Source organism: Thalassoroseus sp. (assembly GCF_984380535.1).
This window is the reverse complement of sequence record NZ_CFHRBF010000001.1, coordinates 102,724-120,928: the sequence shown is the minus strand read 5'-3', so window position 1 is coordinate 120,928 and position 18,205 is coordinate 102,724. Positions and strand designations below refer to the sequence as shown.

General features: G+C 53.7%; 13 protein-coding genes. 8 read left to right on the top strand and 5 right to left on the bottom strand.

Annotated features, from left to right (window positions below; all coding sequences use genetic code 11):
* The first annotated feature begins 222 nt into the window (after positions 1-222).
* The 4 genes from AC5DDB_RS00420 (at position 223) to AC5DDB_RS00405 (ending at position 5,796) form a co-directional block, all read left to right on the top strand.
* Positions 223-2,739 (top strand): PSD1 and planctomycete cytochrome C domain-containing protein, encoded by a 2,517-nt coding sequence (locus AC5DDB_RS00420; RefSeq protein WP_491737686.1) that lies wholly within the window; start codon positions 223-225, stop codon positions 2,737-2,739.
* Positions 2,740-2,774: 35 nt separating this feature from the next.
* Positions 2,775-4,238, top strand: a complete 1,464-nt coding sequence (locus tag AC5DDB_RS00415) for a DUF1501 domain-containing protein (RefSeq protein WP_491737685.1) — start codon at positions 2,775-2,777, stop codon at positions 4,236-4,238.
* Positions 4,235-5,395: a glutamate 5-kinase gene (proB, locus tag AC5DDB_RS00410; RefSeq protein WP_491737684.1), complete on the top strand. Its 1,161-nt coding sequence runs from the start codon at positions 4,235-4,237 to the stop codon at positions 5,393-5,395. Before AC5DDB_RS00415 ends, proB begins: the two co-directional genes overlap by 4 nt.
* A gap of 230 nt (positions 5,396-5,625) precedes the next feature.
* Positions 5,626-5,796, top strand: a complete 171-nt coding sequence (locus AC5DDB_RS00405) for a hypothetical protein (protein WP_491737683.1) — start codon at positions 5,626-5,628, stop codon at positions 5,794-5,796.
* Between the two features lie 368 nt (positions 5,797-6,164).
* Here AC5DDB_RS00405 and AC5DDB_RS00400 read toward each other — a convergent pair whose 3' ends face one another.
* The gene (locus AC5DDB_RS00400) at positions 6,165-6,905 is read right to left on the bottom strand and encodes a DUF434 domain-containing protein (protein ID WP_491737682.1); all 741 of its coding nucleotides are present in this window, start codon (positions 6,903-6,905) and stop codon (positions 6,165-6,167) included.
* A 175-nt stretch (positions 6,906-7,080) separates the two neighbouring features.
* Here AC5DDB_RS00400 and AC5DDB_RS00395 point away from each other — a divergent pair, with 175 nt between their 5' ends.
* A complete protein-coding gene (locus tag AC5DDB_RS00395) occupies positions 7,081-7,329 on the top strand; it encodes a hypothetical protein (protein ID WP_491737681.1) in 249 nt (82 codons plus the stop codon).
* Positions 7,330-7,814: 485 nt separating this feature from the next.
* The gene (locus AC5DDB_RS00390) at positions 7,815-10,928 is read left to right on the top strand and encodes a sigma-54 interaction domain-containing protein (RefSeq protein ID WP_491737680.1); all 3,114 of its coding nucleotides are present in this window, start codon (positions 7,815-7,817) and stop codon (positions 10,926-10,928) included.
* 8 nt (positions 10,929-10,936) lie between these two features.
* Here the strand turns inward: AC5DDB_RS00390 and AC5DDB_RS00385 are convergent, their stop codons facing one another.
* On the bottom strand, positions 10,937-11,392 hold the full coding sequence (locus AC5DDB_RS00385) for a rhodanese-like domain-containing protein (RefSeq protein WP_491737679.1): 456 nt from the start codon (positions 11,390-11,392) through the stop codon (positions 10,937-10,939).
* 157 nt (positions 11,393-11,549) lie between these two features.
* On the opposite strand from AC5DDB_RS00385, the gene AC5DDB_RS00380 reads away from it, so the two are divergent.
* Positions 11,550-12,821, top strand: coding sequence for an outer membrane protein assembly factor BamB family protein (locus tag AC5DDB_RS00380; protein WP_491737678.1), 1,272 nt, complete (start codon positions 11,550-11,552; stop codon positions 12,819-12,821).
* A 40-nt stretch (positions 12,822-12,861) separates the two neighbouring features.
* Positions 12,862-13,665: a glycerophosphodiester phosphodiesterase gene (locus AC5DDB_RS00375; RefSeq protein WP_491737677.1), complete on the top strand. Its 804-nt coding sequence runs from the start codon at positions 12,862-12,864 to the stop codon at positions 13,663-13,665.
* A 67-nt stretch (positions 13,666-13,732) separates the two neighbouring features.
* Here AC5DDB_RS00375 and AC5DDB_RS00370 read toward each other — a convergent pair whose 3' ends face one another.
* The 3 genes from AC5DDB_RS00370 to AC5DDB_RS00360 form a co-directional block, all read right to left on the bottom strand.
* Positions 13,733-14,116 (bottom strand): peptidase associated/transthyretin-like domain-containing protein, encoded by a 384-nt coding sequence (locus tag AC5DDB_RS00370; RefSeq protein ID WP_491737676.1) that lies wholly within the window; start codon positions 14,114-14,116, stop codon positions 13,733-13,735.
* 84 nt (positions 14,117-14,200) lie between these two features.
* A complete protein-coding gene (locus tag AC5DDB_RS00365) occupies positions 14,201-15,130 on the bottom strand; it encodes a DUF1559 domain-containing protein (protein WP_491737675.1) in 930 nt (309 codons plus the stop codon).
* A 269-nt stretch (positions 15,131-15,399) separates the two neighbouring features.
* Positions 15,400-18,042, bottom strand: a complete 2,643-nt coding sequence (locus tag AC5DDB_RS00360; protein ID WP_491737674.1) for a zinc-dependent metalloprotease — start codon at positions 18,040-18,042, stop codon at positions 15,400-15,402.
* Between the last annotated feature and the right edge of the window lie 163 nt (positions 18,043-18,205).

Here is an 18,205-nt window from a genome sequence, read left to right as displayed (position 1 = left end):
TCCGGCTTTCATAGGCGGATTCGACCAACTTTATTGCGAAGTAATACGCTGGTCAACCGGTCAAATACATTTCGCGCTCAGATCGTTCACTTAAGAATTCTAGCCGCACCTTCGAAATTGCCAGGTCCGACAGATATAATAGTCTGCTTGATCGAATCGTGTTAGTGTGCGATGCCATGGAAGATTCCAATGACAAGTTGCCTCCGGTCCTTGAAAATCTCGATGTCCTCGATGATCGGGGTGATCACGTGCTTGAGCGGTTCGGCGATTCTGGGAGCCGATCGAATCGATTTCGACCGAGACATTCGCCCGATTCTGTCGGACGCCTGCTTCACTTGTCATGGACCGGATGCCGAACAACGCGAGGCGGAATTACGACTGGATCAACCGGATGATGTTTTTGCCAAGCGAGACCCACACATTGTTGTACCAGGTTCACCGGAGAAGAGCGAACTGCTTCGAAGGATTTTCTCTGAACACGATTATGAACAAATGCCGCCGCCGGAGGAAGTTCGACAGTTAACGGATCGAGAACGGCAACTCATTCGTCAATGGATTATCGAAGGGGCCGAATGGTCGGGACACTGGGCGTTTCAATCGGTCGAGAGACCGGCATTGCCGAAAGTTTCCGGGAAATGGCAACCCATCAATCCGATCGATTCGTTCGTTGTCTCCCACCTGGAGTCCACACCGCTTTCACCGAGTCCACTGGCGACTCGCGAGACACTTATTCGCCGCGTGACATTGGACCTGACGGGGTTGCCGCCGACACTGAGCGAGGTCGACGCGTTCCTGAATGATGATTCGCCGGATGCGTATGAACGGCTTGTCGATCGGTTGTTAAGTTCACCCCGCTATGGCGAACGGATGGCAACTGCTTGGTTGGACGCTGCTCGCTATTCCGATTCCAACGGCTATCAACAGGAAAAAACTCGAACCTCGTGGCCCTGGCGGGATTGGCTGGTGTCCGCTCTGAACGCGGATATGTCGTACGACCAAATGACGATTGAGATGTTGGCGGGGGATCTTCTGCCGGAGGCCACACGCGACCAAAAAGTGGCCACCGGATTCAACCGCAACCACATGCTCAATGGGGAAGGCGGGCGAATCGCGGAGGAGTCCCGCGTGGAATATGTCGTCGATCGAGTCGAGACGACCGCGACAGTTTGGTTGGGGCTGACGCTGGGATGTGCTCGTTGTCACGATCACAAATACGATCCGCTCACGCAGAACGAGTTTTACCGTTTCTACGCGTATTTCAACAGCATTGATGAACGCGGCAACGTCGACCGTGGGGGGAATGCGAACCCGGTGATTGATCTACCGTCACCGGAACAAATGCGTCGGGAACGGGAGCTTGTCGAACAGATCCGCCGAGGTGAACTTGCCCTTCGCGAGGCGACTTCCGCCGATCGGGTTTCCGCATGGTTGGTGAGTCTTCGGCAGCAGGTCGGCGTGTCGAACCCGACCGATTGGCCGGCAATCGCTGGAATTCCGTCGGATGTCATGCAAGTTCTGCGACGATCCGAGAAGGAACGAACACCGGAGCAACTGAAAACTCTCAGTGGTTACTTCCGTCAGATCGACCCCGTTGTGAAACAGGCGGATGCGACGTTATCGAAGCAGAAGTCTGCTTTGGAAAGCCTGCGGAAATCGTTCTTGGAAACGATGGTCATGCGGGACTTGCCGAAGCCACGAAAGACGTATCGTCTTATTCGGGGACAGTGGGATAAGCCGGATACCAGTCAGGAACTGTTACCCGGCACGCCGACGGCTCTCCCGCCAATCACAGATGGTGCACCAGCCAACCGGCTGACTTTGGCCCGTTGGTTAGTGCGGAAAGACCATCCTCTGACTGCCCGTGTGGCTGTCAATCGGGAATGGCAACGGTTTTTCGGTCAAGGTTTGGTCGCGACGCCGGAAGACTTTGGCACTCAAGGCGAACGTCCGACGCATCCGAAACTGTTGGATTGGCTCGCGTGGGAGTTCATGGAAAACGATTGGAGCTTAAAACAGTTGCATCGGCAGATTGTGACATCAAGAACGTATCGACAATCGTCAATCGTCTCGCCGTTGCATCTGGAGCACGATCCCTACAATAAACTTCTCGCACGTGGTCCCCGGTTTCGGCGGACAGCTCAAGTCATCCGCGATCACGCGTTGGCAGTCAGTGGACTTCTCGTGGAACGAATCGGTGGACCGCCGGTGCATCCGTATCAACCGGCCGGCGTATGGCAGGAAATGACACTTGGCAAAATCACCTATCGTCAAGATCATGACGATAAACTGTATCGCCGTAGTCTCTACACGTTCTGGCGTCGGAGCGTTGGTCCCACGATGTTGTTCGACACTCCTGCCCGACAAGTTTGCAGCGTGAGACCCAGCCGGACTAACACGCCATTGCATGCTCTGACATTGCTGAATGAAACGGCCTTCGTCGAAGCGGCTCGCGTATTTGCTCAGCGAGTTTTGCAGGCTCATTCCCAACCAGAAGACCGGCTGCGGTCTGCCTTCCGTCAAGCGACCACACGTTGGCCGACGTCGGAAGAATTGAACACATTGACCGATATTCTCAAGACCGCGCGTGAGCGATACAAAGCCGATCCCGCCGCTGCGGACGCATTGATTTCCGTCGGAGAATTCCCTGTCGACTCTCAAGTTGAACCCATCGAGTTAGCCGCCTACACAAGCGTGATGAATGTGATTTTCAATCTCGATGAAGTGATGACGAAAGAATAGAATGTCGGTTCGCCATTGGTACAAAGAGTAATCTCATGAACCCGTTACAAGAACACCTCCGCAACATTACTCGTCGGGAAATTCTGGGATGGGGCGGGTATGGTTTGGGGACAGCTGCATTAGCAACGCTATTGAACGAGCGGACGGCCAATGCAGCGTCTCCCGGCACGAATCAACAAGCCCTAGCCGGTCTGCCACACTTCGAACCGAGGGCGAAACGCGTCATCATGTTGCTCCAATCCGGGGCACCATCGCATGTCGATCTTTTTGACTACAAACCGCTGTTGGCGGAGCGTCGCGGCGAAGAGATTCCGGAGTCTGTCCATCAAGGACAAAAGCTTTCCACAATGACTGCAGGACGCGGAAAGCCTTGTCTTGGTGCGATCGCGCCGTTCCGACAACACGGTGAGACCGGCACGTGGATTTCCGATTATCTTCCGCACACGGCAAACATCGTCGACCGACTGTGTTTTGTGAAAAGTGTCAAAGCCGAGGCCGTCAATCATGCCCCTGCCATGACGTTTCTTCTCACGGGAGCGGAACAACCGGGGCGTCCCAGTATGGGGGGCTGGTTGGCTTATGGACTCGGTTCCGACAACGAAGACCTTCCGACATTCTGTGTGATGACTTCTCGCGATCGGGAAGGAAGCTGCGGACAACTCTTTTACGATTTTTACTGGGGCAGCGGGTTCCTCCCGACGCGTTACCAGGGCGTCAAGTTTCGGGGTGGCGGCGACCCGGTTTTGTATCTTTCCAATCCCGACGGCATGAGCCGCGCGATGCGGCGAGATTTGCTTGACGGTTTGCAAAGGATGAATCAGCATCACCTCGATGCGGTTGGCGACCCCGAAATTTCGACACGCATCAGTCAATATGAAATGGCCTTCCGGATGCAACAAAGCGTGCCGGAACTCACCGACCTATCACGCGAGACGAAAGCCACTTTGGATTTGTACGGGCCAGACGTTGAGCGACGCGGTTCCTACGCTTATAACTGCCTGATGGCTCGCAAACTCGCTGAGAGCGGTGTGCGGTTTGTGCAGCTGATGCACTCTGGTTGGGATCAACATCAGAACTTGCCGACACAACTCATCGAGCAATGTCGTGACACTGATCAACCGTCCGCAGGATTGATCAAAGACTTGGCGAATCGCGGGTTGCTTGAAGATACTTTGGTCGTATGGGCGGGCGAGTTCGGGCGAACTCCATTCGGTCAAGGTGACATCAACAACCCCAAGAAGCATGGACGAGATCACCATCCATATGCTTACACTGTCTGGATGACGGGCGGGGGGATTCGCCAAGGGGTTTCCTATGGGCAAACCGACGACTATGGTTACAACGTGATCGAGAACCCTGTCAGCATTCACGACTTACAGGCTACGATCTTGCATCTGCTTGGGATTGATCACGAACGCCTCACCTACAAATTCCAGGGTCGACGATTCCGACTGACCGACGTGCATGGCCACGCGGTGAAAGAACTTTTCACGACATGAGTACATCCGATTCGACTGCCGAACTCCCCTGCCTTGTTCGCCGGGAAGTCGTGGAAACTGCACAGACGCTGATTGTGAAAATCGGGACGAATGTCCTCTCGCGAGCCGACGATTCTTTGAATGTCGAACGCGTTCAGCATCTGGCGGAGCAGATTCATTCGATACGCCAGACCGGTCGCAAGGTGGTGATTGTTACCAGCGGTTCCGTCGGCGCAGGAATGGGACTACTAGGGTTGAAGGAACGGCCCAAAGATCTGCCACACCTGCAAGCCGCTGCCGCGACGGGACAAGCCCACTTGATTCGCTTGTACGACGATTGCTTGCGTCCGCATGGTTACCATGCAGCTCAACTGTTGCTAACGGCCAGCGATTTTAAAGAACGTTCCCGGTACCTTAACGTACGAAATACGCTCCATACGCTATTCGAATACGGAGCGGTGCCAATCATCAACGAAAACGACACGATCAGCGTTCACGAGATCAAGTTCGGTGACAACGACCATCTTGCCGCGATGGTCACGCATCTTTTTGCCCAACCATTGCTGGTGATTCTGTCGGTCGTTGATGGCCTTTTCGACGGCGATCCATCACAGCCACAGTCGCGGCGGATTTCACTCGTCGATCGGTGGGAGAACGATTTACTCGACTGCACGGTCGCCACGGGAAGCACTCGTGGCACCGGTGGGATGCGGTCGAAACTCCTTGCAGTTCGAAAGGCAACTGCTGTCGGCGAAAACGTGATCATTGCTGACGGCACGCGACCGGGCGTTCTGGAAGAGATTTTCGCCGGTCATGATGTCGGTACGTTGTTCCTGGCAGAGGGATTGAACGTACCCGCTTGGAAACGTTGGATCGGTTATACCGTCACGCCGAGAGGCCGCGTTATGGTGGATGCCGGCGCAAGACGGGCGATTGCCGAAGCTGGGCGATCTCTCCTGGCAATTGGTGTCACCCGCGTAGAAGGTCAGTTCGTGCAAGGCGAGTGTGTCGCGATCGTCGATGAGACCGGCAGAGAATTTGCGCGTGGGCTGTCCAACTACGATTCCGAGGATACGCTTAAGATCCAAGGTCGGCGGACCGAAGAGTTCACCGCGATTTTTGGCAGTCTGCCATATGCGGAGCTTGTGCATCGTGACAATCTTGTCGTCACGGCTTGATCAATAATTCTCAAAATGTCAGAGAATTCAATTTGCTCCGATGAGAATGCCGAGCTAGATTTTTCTCAAGTTGGATCATCCGGCGATGGTTCGCGAGAAGTGCAGTTCACAGTACGCCGTAGCGGTTCCTGATTTCCAGGAGGGCCACCATACGGGCTGTTAATGCGGGCTTGGTTCGTGTTTGCCAAAAAAACAGTGCATCTTATCCTGCAAGAAAATTCGGTGGCTTGATGCTCGACAATCTTCTCTACACGGTTTCGTACTACATCCGGTTCTACGCAAACTTTTTCGCCAAGCAATGGCGTGACATGACGCCGATGGGCTACGGCATGCTTCTGGTGAGTATCGGCGTCTTCGGCTACTTCCTAATGAAAAGCGGTACGAAGAAGCCCGGTCAGTAGAGGGCATGATAAGTTCACGCAAACCGTTCCGATTAGGCAAAGCTCCCACCCGCTGCGAATTTTGCGCTCATGAGCGCGGCTGAAAAGCCGATAAGTGCCTTACCGCGATGATGTGTTTGGCTTCGTAAGGTGAGCAATACACCAAACGCGTTCAGCGTGGTTCCTTCTGATGACAACTGCGGTTGAATTCGTAACGATTCCGTCGGAGGTGCCAGACCCTAACTTATTGACTCGGCTTCGTCCCCCAATCCATCCGGCTTCGACCGAGATGATTGGTAGCTGAGCTATCTTAAAGCGACCCCACCGTCGCAATCACGAATTCACCGTACCCGCAACATTTCTGCTGAAGTGTTGCGGGTTTTCGCGTTTCAATTGTTGTCGGAATCGCAGTGCGGTTGCATCTTGATGACCCATGCCTCCGGAACTGACTCGTGGACGACTTCCCAGGCCAGATTCACCCAGTGCTCGCAGGAATCCAAGATCACGCTGTCGCCGGTTGCGACCACATGTTTGGACCGCTTGAGAACTGGGTCTGGGTCATCGACGAGTTCAGCGGACCAATTCCAAGAGTTGTCCGATCCAATTTCGCGAATCATTTGAGCTAAGCGACCACTGTTCGAAACTGGTCTATCGAGAAGCCAGTGACACTTCAGAATGCCACAACGGGCCATGAACTGCCCTAGGAATTGCAAGGCGGGTCGAGTTTCCGCAACTCGACGATAGCTGCCGTGCATGCTCGCCATGTCTCTAGCCACATGATCTCGTCCAACGAGAATCACACCCCCGGACAATGCCGCTTCGAGCGTCGTTACCAGATTGAATCCATCAATCTCGACATCCTGCCCTGCCACGTCTTGTGATTTGAGCAGACGACTGGCACGCCGCCTCAGCGAACCATCGCTACAGCTTGACCGAACGACAGCCGTCCGTTGTCGGTCACCAAGTTGAAACCGGTCACCCACCAGCTTGATAGCGGCTTTCGGACTGTACTCACGCGTGAGTAGCCAAGAGAAATGCTCGACAGCAACCCGCAGCGTATGCAACCGCGTATCATGGAAATAGTCCGCGTCATGAGGATGCGGACCGCGATGTTTGCGGCGATCAGGCATGAGTTCCGTACAGATGTTGATAGTTTGGCCTACCAAAGACCTCAATCGGAATAGTTAACCCAGGCTTCCTTGTTTGTTTTTGTTTTGCTTTTTGCTCATCTTTTCTCGCTTGACAGCCGAAATTATGTTTATGTGGATGCCGGTTCGCAACAGTATGAGAACGAAGGAGTGGTGGATGGTAAGCGTGTCTCAAACGGATCAACAGCGACTGAACGACGTAATTGACCGCCTTGAGCAGTTGTCTAATCGACTCTACGAAAAGCACGAACGGATCGAAAGCCAATCAGGTTTGTTGGATGAGACGTGGCAAGAGGATTGGCTAGATAGCCAAGGCATGTTAATTGAGCAGATGAAGAAGATGCAATCTGGTCGTCAGATTACTGATCAGAACCGATCTTGGCGGGTTGTTCGCTGCGAGGACTAGATTTGGTCCCCGACGACTGCCTTGGGAAAAAGGAAAAGCCTTCGAGGGAAGAACGTCAAACCATTGCAAATGGGAAAAGGGGAACTGGTTGCAGAGTGGGTCGAACTGCAATCAGGGGTGATTTTGCAATCGGATAACGCTTTGTTCTTCTCTCGAAGGCTTAGCTGGGCAGAAGAAAGTTGTCCAACACCAAAATGACAATGCAACTCCCAGGCCAGAAAATAAGAACTGGCGATAAAACAAACTAAATGATCCATTTGATGGTCTGGTTCAATCCCAGGTGTGTGACGCAAGATTTTGTATAATAAATGCTTGCGTCTGCTGATCTCGCTGGTTCTGTCTTGCTGATCAAGGTGAAGGACGACTTAGAATTTTTTGCAATTGTGCGACGCGCCGTAATTTTTCAGCGCCGACAATTGCTGTTTCGGCGCCGAATAAGTAGGCTGTTGGGATCAGAATCATTATTCGGCGCGTAGAATTTCGCCATGTTTCGATCCAACAGCCAAGTCACACTGCTCGCCGGGGCGTTGACGTTCATCTACGCCGTCTTGGCGATCGGCTATATCGCTACCAGCCCGGATCTCGGAATCCGTACGGTACTTGTCGAATCGAATCGTCAGAGATCGGATGAGTTGCCGAGCGGTGTTCAGATCAGCACAACGTCCAGCATTGTCGTCAGCGGACCCTCGTTGCCGTCTGGAGTGCGATTGCTGCGGATTGGGGACCAGCCAGTCCGCAGTTCGGTGGACGTTGTCCAGAGTATCAATGCACTGCGAGCCAACAAGATTCCGGTCGGTGGCCATATGCCTGCCGGTTTTGAGCCAGGATTGCTACGGGAGCTAGATCGGTTGGGAATGCCCACCGTGATTGAGGTGGGCGAGAGCGGTCGGTGGGTCGAAGTGGAGTTCGCCGAGTCGGAACTCTCGACAGACCCGGCTGATTGGCAGACACAAACCACATGGGTGAAAGTCCAATCCCTGCCGTTTCGGGAATTAGCTCTGACATTCGTGTGGTTCATGCTGCAGGTCGGCTTCTGCCTGTTATCCGGTTGGGCATTATGGCAGCGTCCATATGACCGGACGGTACGAGTCTTTTTTCTGATGTGTACGATCACGCTCGGCGCATTCGTGGCGGGTCAGCATTGGTGGATCGTCGGTGCAAACCGTTGGCTGTTGGTGCCATTGGTAGCCTGTCTTGCCCTAACGCCTCCAATCGGATTGCACTTCTTCTTGCTGTTTCCACGTCCCAAACGCATCCTTCAACGGTATTCCGGCTGGGCACTGACGGCAATTTATGCAGCTCCGATCGTCATCATCGTTGCTGCAATTGTGCAACTGCGGCATATCGCGGCGTTACAGGATCTTGGAGCCGAAGGCGTAGAACATCTCTTCGAGGAACTCGATGCATTGCGAACATTGATTCGCGTCTATTCCGCCACTGCTGCAGTGTATTTGGTGTTTAATCTGGCGACAATCTTCCTAACCTACCGTTCCGTCCATGATGCTTCCGAGAAAAGCCAGCTTCGATGGATTTGCATCGGTGGTGGCGTCGCGGGGTTGCTATTGTTTGCGGCAATGGGAATCGGTCTGACGCGTGAGAGCGAGTTTGCGACCGGGGCGGCACGTTGGCCGTTGTTTCTAGCGAGTCTTTCATTCATGCTGGCGTACTCAGTCACCATCGTGCGTCACAAGTTGATGTTCGTCGGTGAGGCTGTTAGTCGAGATGTGCTGTACTATCTGGCAAGCAATCTGTTGACGGCTGTCATCAGCCTCACCATTGGAGCGAGTATTCTCCTGCCTCAATGGTTGCGGATCTCGATTTCCGTCCAGCAGGCGCTAATCATCGCCATGATTTGTTCGGTTTGTGTGCTGCTACTGTTGTGGCTGCGCGATCTGGTGCAGCACCTCATCGATCAGCGTTTCTTTCGAGAGAATTCCCGGTTGGATACCGTGGTAAGTCAGATCAATGCAGCCAAAGGACGGCTAGGTGATACGCAATCCGTCAGCGAAATGGTTTTGCAGTTCTGTCATGATGGCTTGGGAATCGAACGTGGTTTGCTATATCTGCAGACGGACCCGGACGGACCGTTTCACCTGAGTGCATCTCGCAGTGTGACAAACGCAGATGTCAAGATTCGCCCGTCAATCGCATTACTGGAGCAGTTACGTGAAGACGGCTCGATTCAACGCACTTCGATTGCCGGCAAAGTTCTGCCTCCCGAGCAGCGTCTTCTCGATGATTTCAACGTCGATCTGATTTACCGGCTAAGGGTCAGTCCGCAAACCGAAGGCCTGATCCTGTTGAGTGGAAAACGGTTGACGGGTTTCAGTTCCGAAGACATCGCATTTCTCAGTTCCGTCGCACAAATTGCGACGCTGGCTTTGCAAAATGCGCGGATTGTGGACCAGAACATTACACGACTTAATGAGGAGTTGAACACGCGGTTCCTGAAGTTACAGGAACAGCAGAAGCTCATTCAGGTTCTTGAGGGGGAATTGGCTCGGGTTCACCAACCCCAGGTGGAATACGCGGAATCTTCGGGGCCGCCAACGTTTCATCGCGATTCCTTCAAGGGGAACAGCCCGAGAATTCGAAGCGTACTGAAGACAGCTCAGAAAGTCGCGGCGAGTGAATCCTCGGTTTTAATTCGTGGCGAGAGCGGCACCGGAAAAGAGATCCTCGCCAGGCTATTGCACGACAACAGCCCACGGAAGGACGGTCCACTGGTGCGTGTCCACTGTGCGGCTCTCTCTCCAGGTCTGCTAGAAAGTGAGCTGTTCGGGCACGTGAAAGGAGCCTTTACCGGCGCGAATGCGGACCGCACAGGACGCTTCGAATTGGCGAACGGGGGTACGTTGTTCTTGGACGAAATTGGAGACATCTCCCTCGAAACGCAGATCAAACTGCTACGAGTTCTTCAAGAACGGTGTTTCGAGCCGGTCGGCGGAAACCGGACGGTGCACGTCAACGTCCGCTTGATCACGGCAACACATCAAAACTTGGAACGTCTGATTTCTCAAGGTAAGTTCCGTGAGGATTTGTACTATCGGCTGAACGTGATCAGTCTAACGTTGCCACCACTCAGGGAGCGACGTGAAGATATCGCCGAATTGGCGATGCACTTCCTAGTGCAATCGGCGAATCGACAGAAACGCTCGCGAAGAAATCTCGAGCCCGAAGCGATGGCCGCACTCGAACGCTACGACTGGCCGGGAAATATTCGAGAACTTGAAAATGTGATCGAACGTGCCAGCGTGTTGGCAGAGAACGGTCGCATCTCGCTTGATGAACTTCCGCCGGCGATTTCGAATCCGAAACATGCAACCCGTCCGCGTCATGAACACGAAGACTCAATCGCCCAGGAGGACACGCCTCAAGAGTTGCTAGTCCCGTCGGAATCGTCGCGATCCCAAAAGAGCGATACGGCAGAATCGTCTCCCCGGTCGCCCGGTCGTCCTCGGTCGCGGAGCACGCGAGAACGGCAGTCTTTGCAAGATGCGTTGACCCAATGTGCCGGCAACAAAGCCGAGGCCGCCCGGCTACTGGGTATGCCACGTAGCACGTTTTACAGCAAGCTGAAGAAGTATCGCTTATCTTAAGTCGGTTGTCATTCTGAATCCGTACCGTCCGACTCCGCTCGTCGGAACGCCTCCGCGATCGTCTGCGGACCGGCTTTCAGAGGGCGCAGCTCGTATCCGCTGTCTCGGAGTTGATACGCCGCCATCCGACTTCTTCCCCCTGCTTGACAATGCAAATAGATGATCTGATGACTCGGAATGTCAGATTGATCAAGCAGGGATAAAGGATCGTCCAGAATGTCACTGAGCGGGATCAGTCTGGCCCCGGGGACGTGGAATTTCTCCCACTCGGATCGCTCGCGGACATCAACGAGGATTGCTCGTCGATTTTTCACATTTCGATAAACTGTTGCCAACGAATCAGCGGTATGGTCGGGAGCTTGGAACCAACTCCCGCCAAGAGCCGCTCGAACGAGTCGCAGAAAAAATCGAAATGAAACCAATGGGTCTTCTCCACCACCAGGCGAGGCTCGCGAACCTCGCATCAATTCCAAAGGTATGGTGGAATCTTGATGGTCGCGTTGAAATAATCAACCCCTTGCGGGTAAAGCGACCTTCATCTCGTTATGTGATCGACCGTCGTGAGACCGTACCTGTTGACGTGTAGCACGAACCGACATTCCTTAACGAAAGAACCCGGCTATGCTCTTATGTCGATACCTTTTAATCTTGAGTGTGTTCGCTTGCTCGAAGTCCGACGTGGTCGCAGGAGATTGGCCTCAATTCCGAGGTCCCAACGGCAACGCGACTGCGCCGACGGCGGACATCCCTGTTCAATGGTCTGCGACGGAGAACATTCGCTGGAAAACAGAACTCCCTGGGCGTGGGTCGTCGAGTCCTATCATTGTAGGGGATCGTGTCTTTTTGACCGCATACTCTGGGTACGGGGAATCGGTCGAGGAACCGGGGGAAATCTCGAAACTTAAGTTACATGTGCTTTGCTTCCGATTGAGCTCCGGCGAATTAATCTGGGAGCGGACCTCGCAGGGAAGCCCTGATACACAGCGGGTTACGAACCGCGTGGTCGATCATGGTTTTGCAACCGGCACGCCCGCAGCAGATGGGCAAGCAGTGTATGCATTCTTCGGCGTTTCCGGGGTGATTGCTTACGACTACGACGGCAACAAACTGTGGCAAACGTCGCTTGGAACTGGGACCGCGGGTTTTGGCTCAGCTTCTTCTCCGGTGGTCTATGACGATCTCGTGCTGGTCAATGCCAGTATCGAGAGCCAGACTTTATACGCCCTCAACAAGGCAACCGGCGAAATCGTTTGGAAGGCTCATTCGATTATCCGATCATGGACGACACCATGTATCGCGGCCGTTCCCGGTGGTGGGCACGAAGTCGTGCTGAATCAGACAGATGAGATACTCGCCTTCGATCCCAAAACGGGTGAGAAACTTTGGACGTGCGAGGCAATCGACGACTACGTCGTGCCGGTGCCAATCGCTCATGATGGCGTAGTGTATTGTCTAGGTGGTCGCAGCAACCGGGCCGTTGCGGTGAAGTTGGGCGGACGCGGGGATGTCACGAAGACTCATCGTCTTTGGCGAGTCAACACGGGAGCGAACGTCACGAGCCCGGTGTACTTCGAAGGCCGACTGTACTGGGCCAGTGACAAGGCGATCGCGAATTGTTTGGATGCCAAGACTGGGGAGATCGTCTACCGCGAACGTCTGCCCACCCGTGCCCGCATTTATGCGTCCATCGTGCGTGCCGGCGAATGGTTTTACATCACCACTCGGGATGCCGGCGTGGTGGTTGCAAAGGCCGAACCGAAATTCGCGGAGCATTCCCGCAATGTCATTGAAACCGATCCCGACATGCTCAATGCGAGTCCGGCGATTGGAGATGATGTGATGTTGCTTCGCACCGATTCTTATCTCTATGCCATCGGGCACGAGACCGACTGATTAAACGATTATTTTTACCTTCGGAGGAACTCCTTTCACCATGTGGAAATCTTTTGTCTGGACGGCTTTCATGGTCGGCATTACATCTTCTGCGTTCGCAGAGCGGCCTTTGATTATCGCCCATCGTGGTGCCTCGCATGAAGCCCCGGAGAACACACTCGCGGCGTTCAATCTCGCATGGGAGCAAAATGCGGACGGGATCGAAGGCGATTTTTACCTTAGTGCAGACGGCGAAATCGTCTGCATTCACGATAAAACGACGAAGCGAACCGGCAACCGCGATTTGCAGGTCGATCAGAGTACGCTAGCGGAACTACGCAAGATCGATGTCGGCAGTTGGAAGGGCGATCGCTACGCCGACGAAAAGATCCCCACACTTCGGGAAGTCCTTGCAACCGTCCCGGATGACAAGCTGATTTACATCGAGATCAAATGTGGTCCGGAGATTGTGCCGGTGCTGAAACGCCAGTTGTCGGCCACCAATTTCCCGCTGGATCAGGTGCGTGTGATCTCATTTAATGAAGCCGTCGTCGCCGCGATTCGCAGCGAACTTCCCACGGTCACGGTGAATTGGCTGACCGGTTTCAAACAATCCGGCGGTCGATGGAAACCACTTCCTTCCACACTCAAACCGAAACTGCAAGAGCTTGATGCGAGTGGAATCGGCACTCAAAACAAACTCGGTGCCGTTTCGGCTGAGCTTGTCCAAGAAATTCACCAAGCGGAAATGCAATTTCACGTATGGACAGTCGACGACGTCGACGAGGCCCGTCAATGGGCAACACGGGGTGTCGACTCCATCACAACGAACAAGCCAAAACATTTGCTCGACGCATTCAAATAAATGAAATAGGCCCCTCATACGTGTTCACGTACGAGGGGCCTTTTTGTTTGGCGTGTGAAGCAATGACTTATTCTGTCTCGATATTAAAATCAAATGTGTTCGAACCAGGTTCGACGGTGCGTTTCAGCGTGCTTTGACTGTTGTACGTCGCTGGAATCGCGATTTTCTCTCCGCCGTCTAGGACTTCCGCCCCTTTGAGTCGTACGACGTATTCGCCAGGCGGCGTACCTACCTTGCGACCGGGAAAGTGGACCGTATAGTGTCCATTCTCGTCGGTGTAACCCATACCCGTACCACCTTCGGGACCAGCCGGTTCGAAAGATACTTCGACTCCCGATATCGGCTGATTGTTCATTGTCACGTTGCCCTCGACCTGGGCCAAGTCACTGCCACAACCGCTCAAGACAAACAGCGGAATGCCGACGAACGCAAGTAGAATGCGTGAGCGCATCTTTGAGGAACCTCTCGTTTAAGAAACTCGCCCGTCGCGAAACGGGCGAGAGTGTTGGTATTTCAGATTTTTCAACAGCGACAATTAGGGCAGTTCGAAAACTTGGCCATCTTCTCGCCACACCAACGGTCGGATCACTCCGGTTCGATTAGCGTTCTCGGAAAGAAACCGAACCGAACCGTCAGCCAATAGGATATTCAAGCCACCCGAGTGTTCGCTCGATTGGCCTTTGCCAACGTTCTGCGGTTGGCCGGCAGCGGCATAGTCGAAGTTGATTTGGAACGATCCGCGGAAGAGCGTGCGAAGCGTGTCTTGGTTTCCGAAAGAATGATTCCGACCGACGCCCAACCAAGTTGCCCCGTGACTACGGAATTCGCGTTCGCCAACCAACTGCGTATTGGTCAGTCCGTCCGTCACATCAGCGAAGCGACGAAAACTGTTGCCATAAAGCATCCCACCGCAGTCCAAGTCGCGGATCGGGTAATCGTAGGGATCGCCACTGGGGCTGCCGCTCCAACCGGCACATCCCACGTAGCTGGAGTAGCCAACTCGGAAGTGGTTGCTACTGCCGAAGTTCAAAGACGTCGCCAGTTTGTTGCCGGTATCTGACGGACACATGTAGGCAGGCAAGAACGTCTGCAACAAGTCAATCACGTTTTGCGGGGCACCGGAGACATAGCGGTCGTACAACGGAATGGTGCCAGGGTCGAGTTGCTCGTAGAGATTGTCCTGCTCCAGGAACGGCAGGATTGCAACACCCCAGCCGTAGTTACAGCGACCGTTTCCCCCGCGGTAAATGTACCCGGCTGGTAGTGCTCCATAAGCATCGTGGTAATTGTGGAAGGCAATTCCGATTTGCTTCAAGTTGTTCTTACATTGAGTACGACGAGCGGCCTCACGAGCTTGTTGCACGGCGGGCAACAATAACGCGATGAGGATGGCAATGATCGCAATGACCACTAGCAGCTCAATGAGCGTAAATCCATGTCGTTTGGAACGTTGAGCGATTTTCATGCACTGACCTATCGAAAGAGACAAGAAATAAGGGAGATTTCCCCAAAATTTAACGTAAAAAGAATAGGCAAATGTTCTGCCAAAGAAAAGCGGACCTGACCAAAACCGATTCAAATCGATTTCAGAAAGGCCCGTCTGAATTTGCTTGAGAATTTGCCAGCTATCGGGTTAGACCGCTTGACGGCAATCTGTGCTTGTGGAGGACATCAGAAGCGATTGCTTTCCAAACTCCACAAGCCCGAAGCCGTTGCGATCCTGCGACAACAAACTTAGTTGATTGAGTTCACCTGAAGACCAGCTTTCAGAACTTGCTGAATGCGTTGCTGGCTGTCCAATAGGTGCGCTCGGGAATAGTCATCGAGTTTAACTTTGTCGTTCTTCAGCAACTCGGTTAGTTTGGCATCGAGGTCGGTCAGATGCATCCGGGCAAGTGTCCGGGAATCTTCCGGATAACCATACCCACGCGTGACCAGAGCACCAAAGTCTTTCAACGCCATGCGTTGCAACCCTCGTCGGAAGCTCGACACATAGGGCTTGCGAGCCGTGTATTCACCCTCGGTCGGAGTTTTCCATTCCGAAAAGATACTGTCCGAGAGTGTTCGGATGTGCTCGGAAAGGGTGTACGCCTCCGTATCGGCGGCAACCTTCAATTCGCCATCATGAAGGCGGCTCAGCGTTGTTGAACTGAGCAGCTCTCCCAAGATTCGCGACTGCATCATTTCCACATAATCGTGGATCGGATAGTCGATCCGGCTAGTGAAGGACATGCCCCAATGATTCCAGCGGGAAGCCGCCAGATGGTTGAGTAACTCAGGATCGTACTGCGGCGTGCCGAATGCGGTTTCGGTGATGAGCTTCATTGCCTCACGTTGTTTGTCGGCTTCCACGACGCGGAATGGAGGACGTGCGTCTTTGTCACCTTTGTGATCACGATGCACATACAACCCGCCAGGGAAACGAGCAGCAAACAAAGCCGTTCGCCAATACTCGCTGAAGAGCATACCAAACGCCTGTCGGACTTTCTGATAGCCTTCGCCATCTTCGCCCACGCGTTCGAGGATTTTCTCGAGCAGTTTCGTGGACTGATCCATTCGGGTGCGAGCGTATTCGATTGGATTTTCGCCCAAGTCAAAACGGTTGGTCAACGGATCGGAATCGTAAGACCGTGTGTCTTCGTCGGTCAGATAGTCCAAACCGTCTTCCGCGCCTCGACTAGCGATCTTGTTGAGATCTTCCTCTTTGGCATCGACTTTATACCCATATTCGATGGCCCATTCGTCGTACGGTCCAATCGTCGGCGTGTAGTACGGTCCTTGTTTCGAACCCTTCGCGGCGATGTTCGCCGGCGTGTAATCCATCACGCTAGCCACGGTTGGTTGATCGGAATCGACCGGTAAGCTGTTGATCTCCTTCAGAGATTTCCAACTTGAGGCTTTGAAGTTGTGACGCAGTCCGAGGGTGTGACCAACTTCGTGCATGACAACTTCTTTCAGTGCCTGATGAATGAATTCATCCGGCAATTTCCCTTTGTCGTCGGCTTTCCCCATAGCGATTAACGCAGTCGCAGCGAATCCCATTTGCTGTTGCATGCCATGTCCGAGAGAACATTCCCGCGCAGCTAATTCCGCCCGTTTCGATTCCGGCAGAATCTGCGGGACGGTTTCACGACCGTCTTGCACGGGGATTGACGACGGATTGTTCTCGGTCGGCAACACGCCATTTGTTAAACGAGCGACTTGCTCGGGAGTGAAGATTTCCCAATCTTCCGTCCAGTAACGGAGGAAGCTAGCATCGAAAATGATGTCGGCATCGAGGATTTGACCGGTCATCGGGTTCACGCGACTTGGGCCCATTGCGAACCCAGCTTCGGCGGTGATCCAACGGAACGTGTTGTAACGCACGTCTTCCGGGTCCCAATCGTCGTCTTCGCGTTGCTGACGAACTTCAATCGCCCCATCGAAACCGAGCTTTCGGAACGCCTTGTTCCATTCGAGAATGCCCGCCTTCACGTACGGACGCAGTTCGATCGGAACTGTCTTTTCGATGTAGAACACGATCGGTTCCTTCGGCGGGGATAATTCCGCTTCGGGAGCCGCTTTCTCAAGCTTCCAGCGATTGATGTAACGAACGAAGTGCTCTTCGTCGTCGTTCTCGGAGAAATCTTTGACGGCAGTGAGAAAATAGCCAACCCGATCGTCGGCCAACCGCGTTTGATAACCGTTCGAAGGCAGCACACTAATTGAATAGTGCACGTTGATCTGCACACCCCGCGGATCGGCGACCGTGTCCATGTTTCGGCTACCGGTGTAAACGGCGGCCACTTGAAGTTCAACATTCTCCGGGAATGCTTTCAACTTCGCCCAGGTTGAGCGATCCGACGCAAACCGCAGTCCATGTGAGGAACCGATCTGCTGATCGTCGCTCATGAAGATGCGGGTCATGTCGACCAGCACGCCGCCTTTTTCTTCAGCAATAATCGGCAAGGAATACAACACGCTGTCGGAGTATGCCAACTTGACGGCGTCGGCTTCCGGCGTGCCGGCTTTCGCTTTGAACCGCACATTTCGACGCAACACATGCAGTTTGTCGCCGACTTTCTTGAACGTCCAAATGGCATCGTCGCCGAAGCCCCAACTGTAGCCGCCTAACAGTGAGCCACTGCTGATCCCACGGGCGATCGAGGTCGCGACGAAGTAGTTCTTCGAAAGGTTGGCGGTTTTGATATGTACCAGCAGTTTTTGCTCGTCGTGGTACAAAGTGAACATGCCATCGACGGATTTTAAGTCTTTCGTCGCCTTAGCAAACTTTGACTCCGTCTCTTCGTCAGCGGCATGTAACTGCGACGCGAACACCAGGCTCGCCATCACAGCGATGCACGTCGCCGAAGCGAGCCATCGTGTCTGTCTTCTCATCGCAATCTCCTGTGAACCAATGAGTCGGTTGCTACAAAAACTGGACGCAGTCACTCTCAGAGCAGCCACTCATCCTAACTGTGGCGGACTGACGTCGTGGATTAATACGCGGGGATATGAAAAATTGTGGAGGAATTCCCCGAAATAACAAGCGGTTTTATGG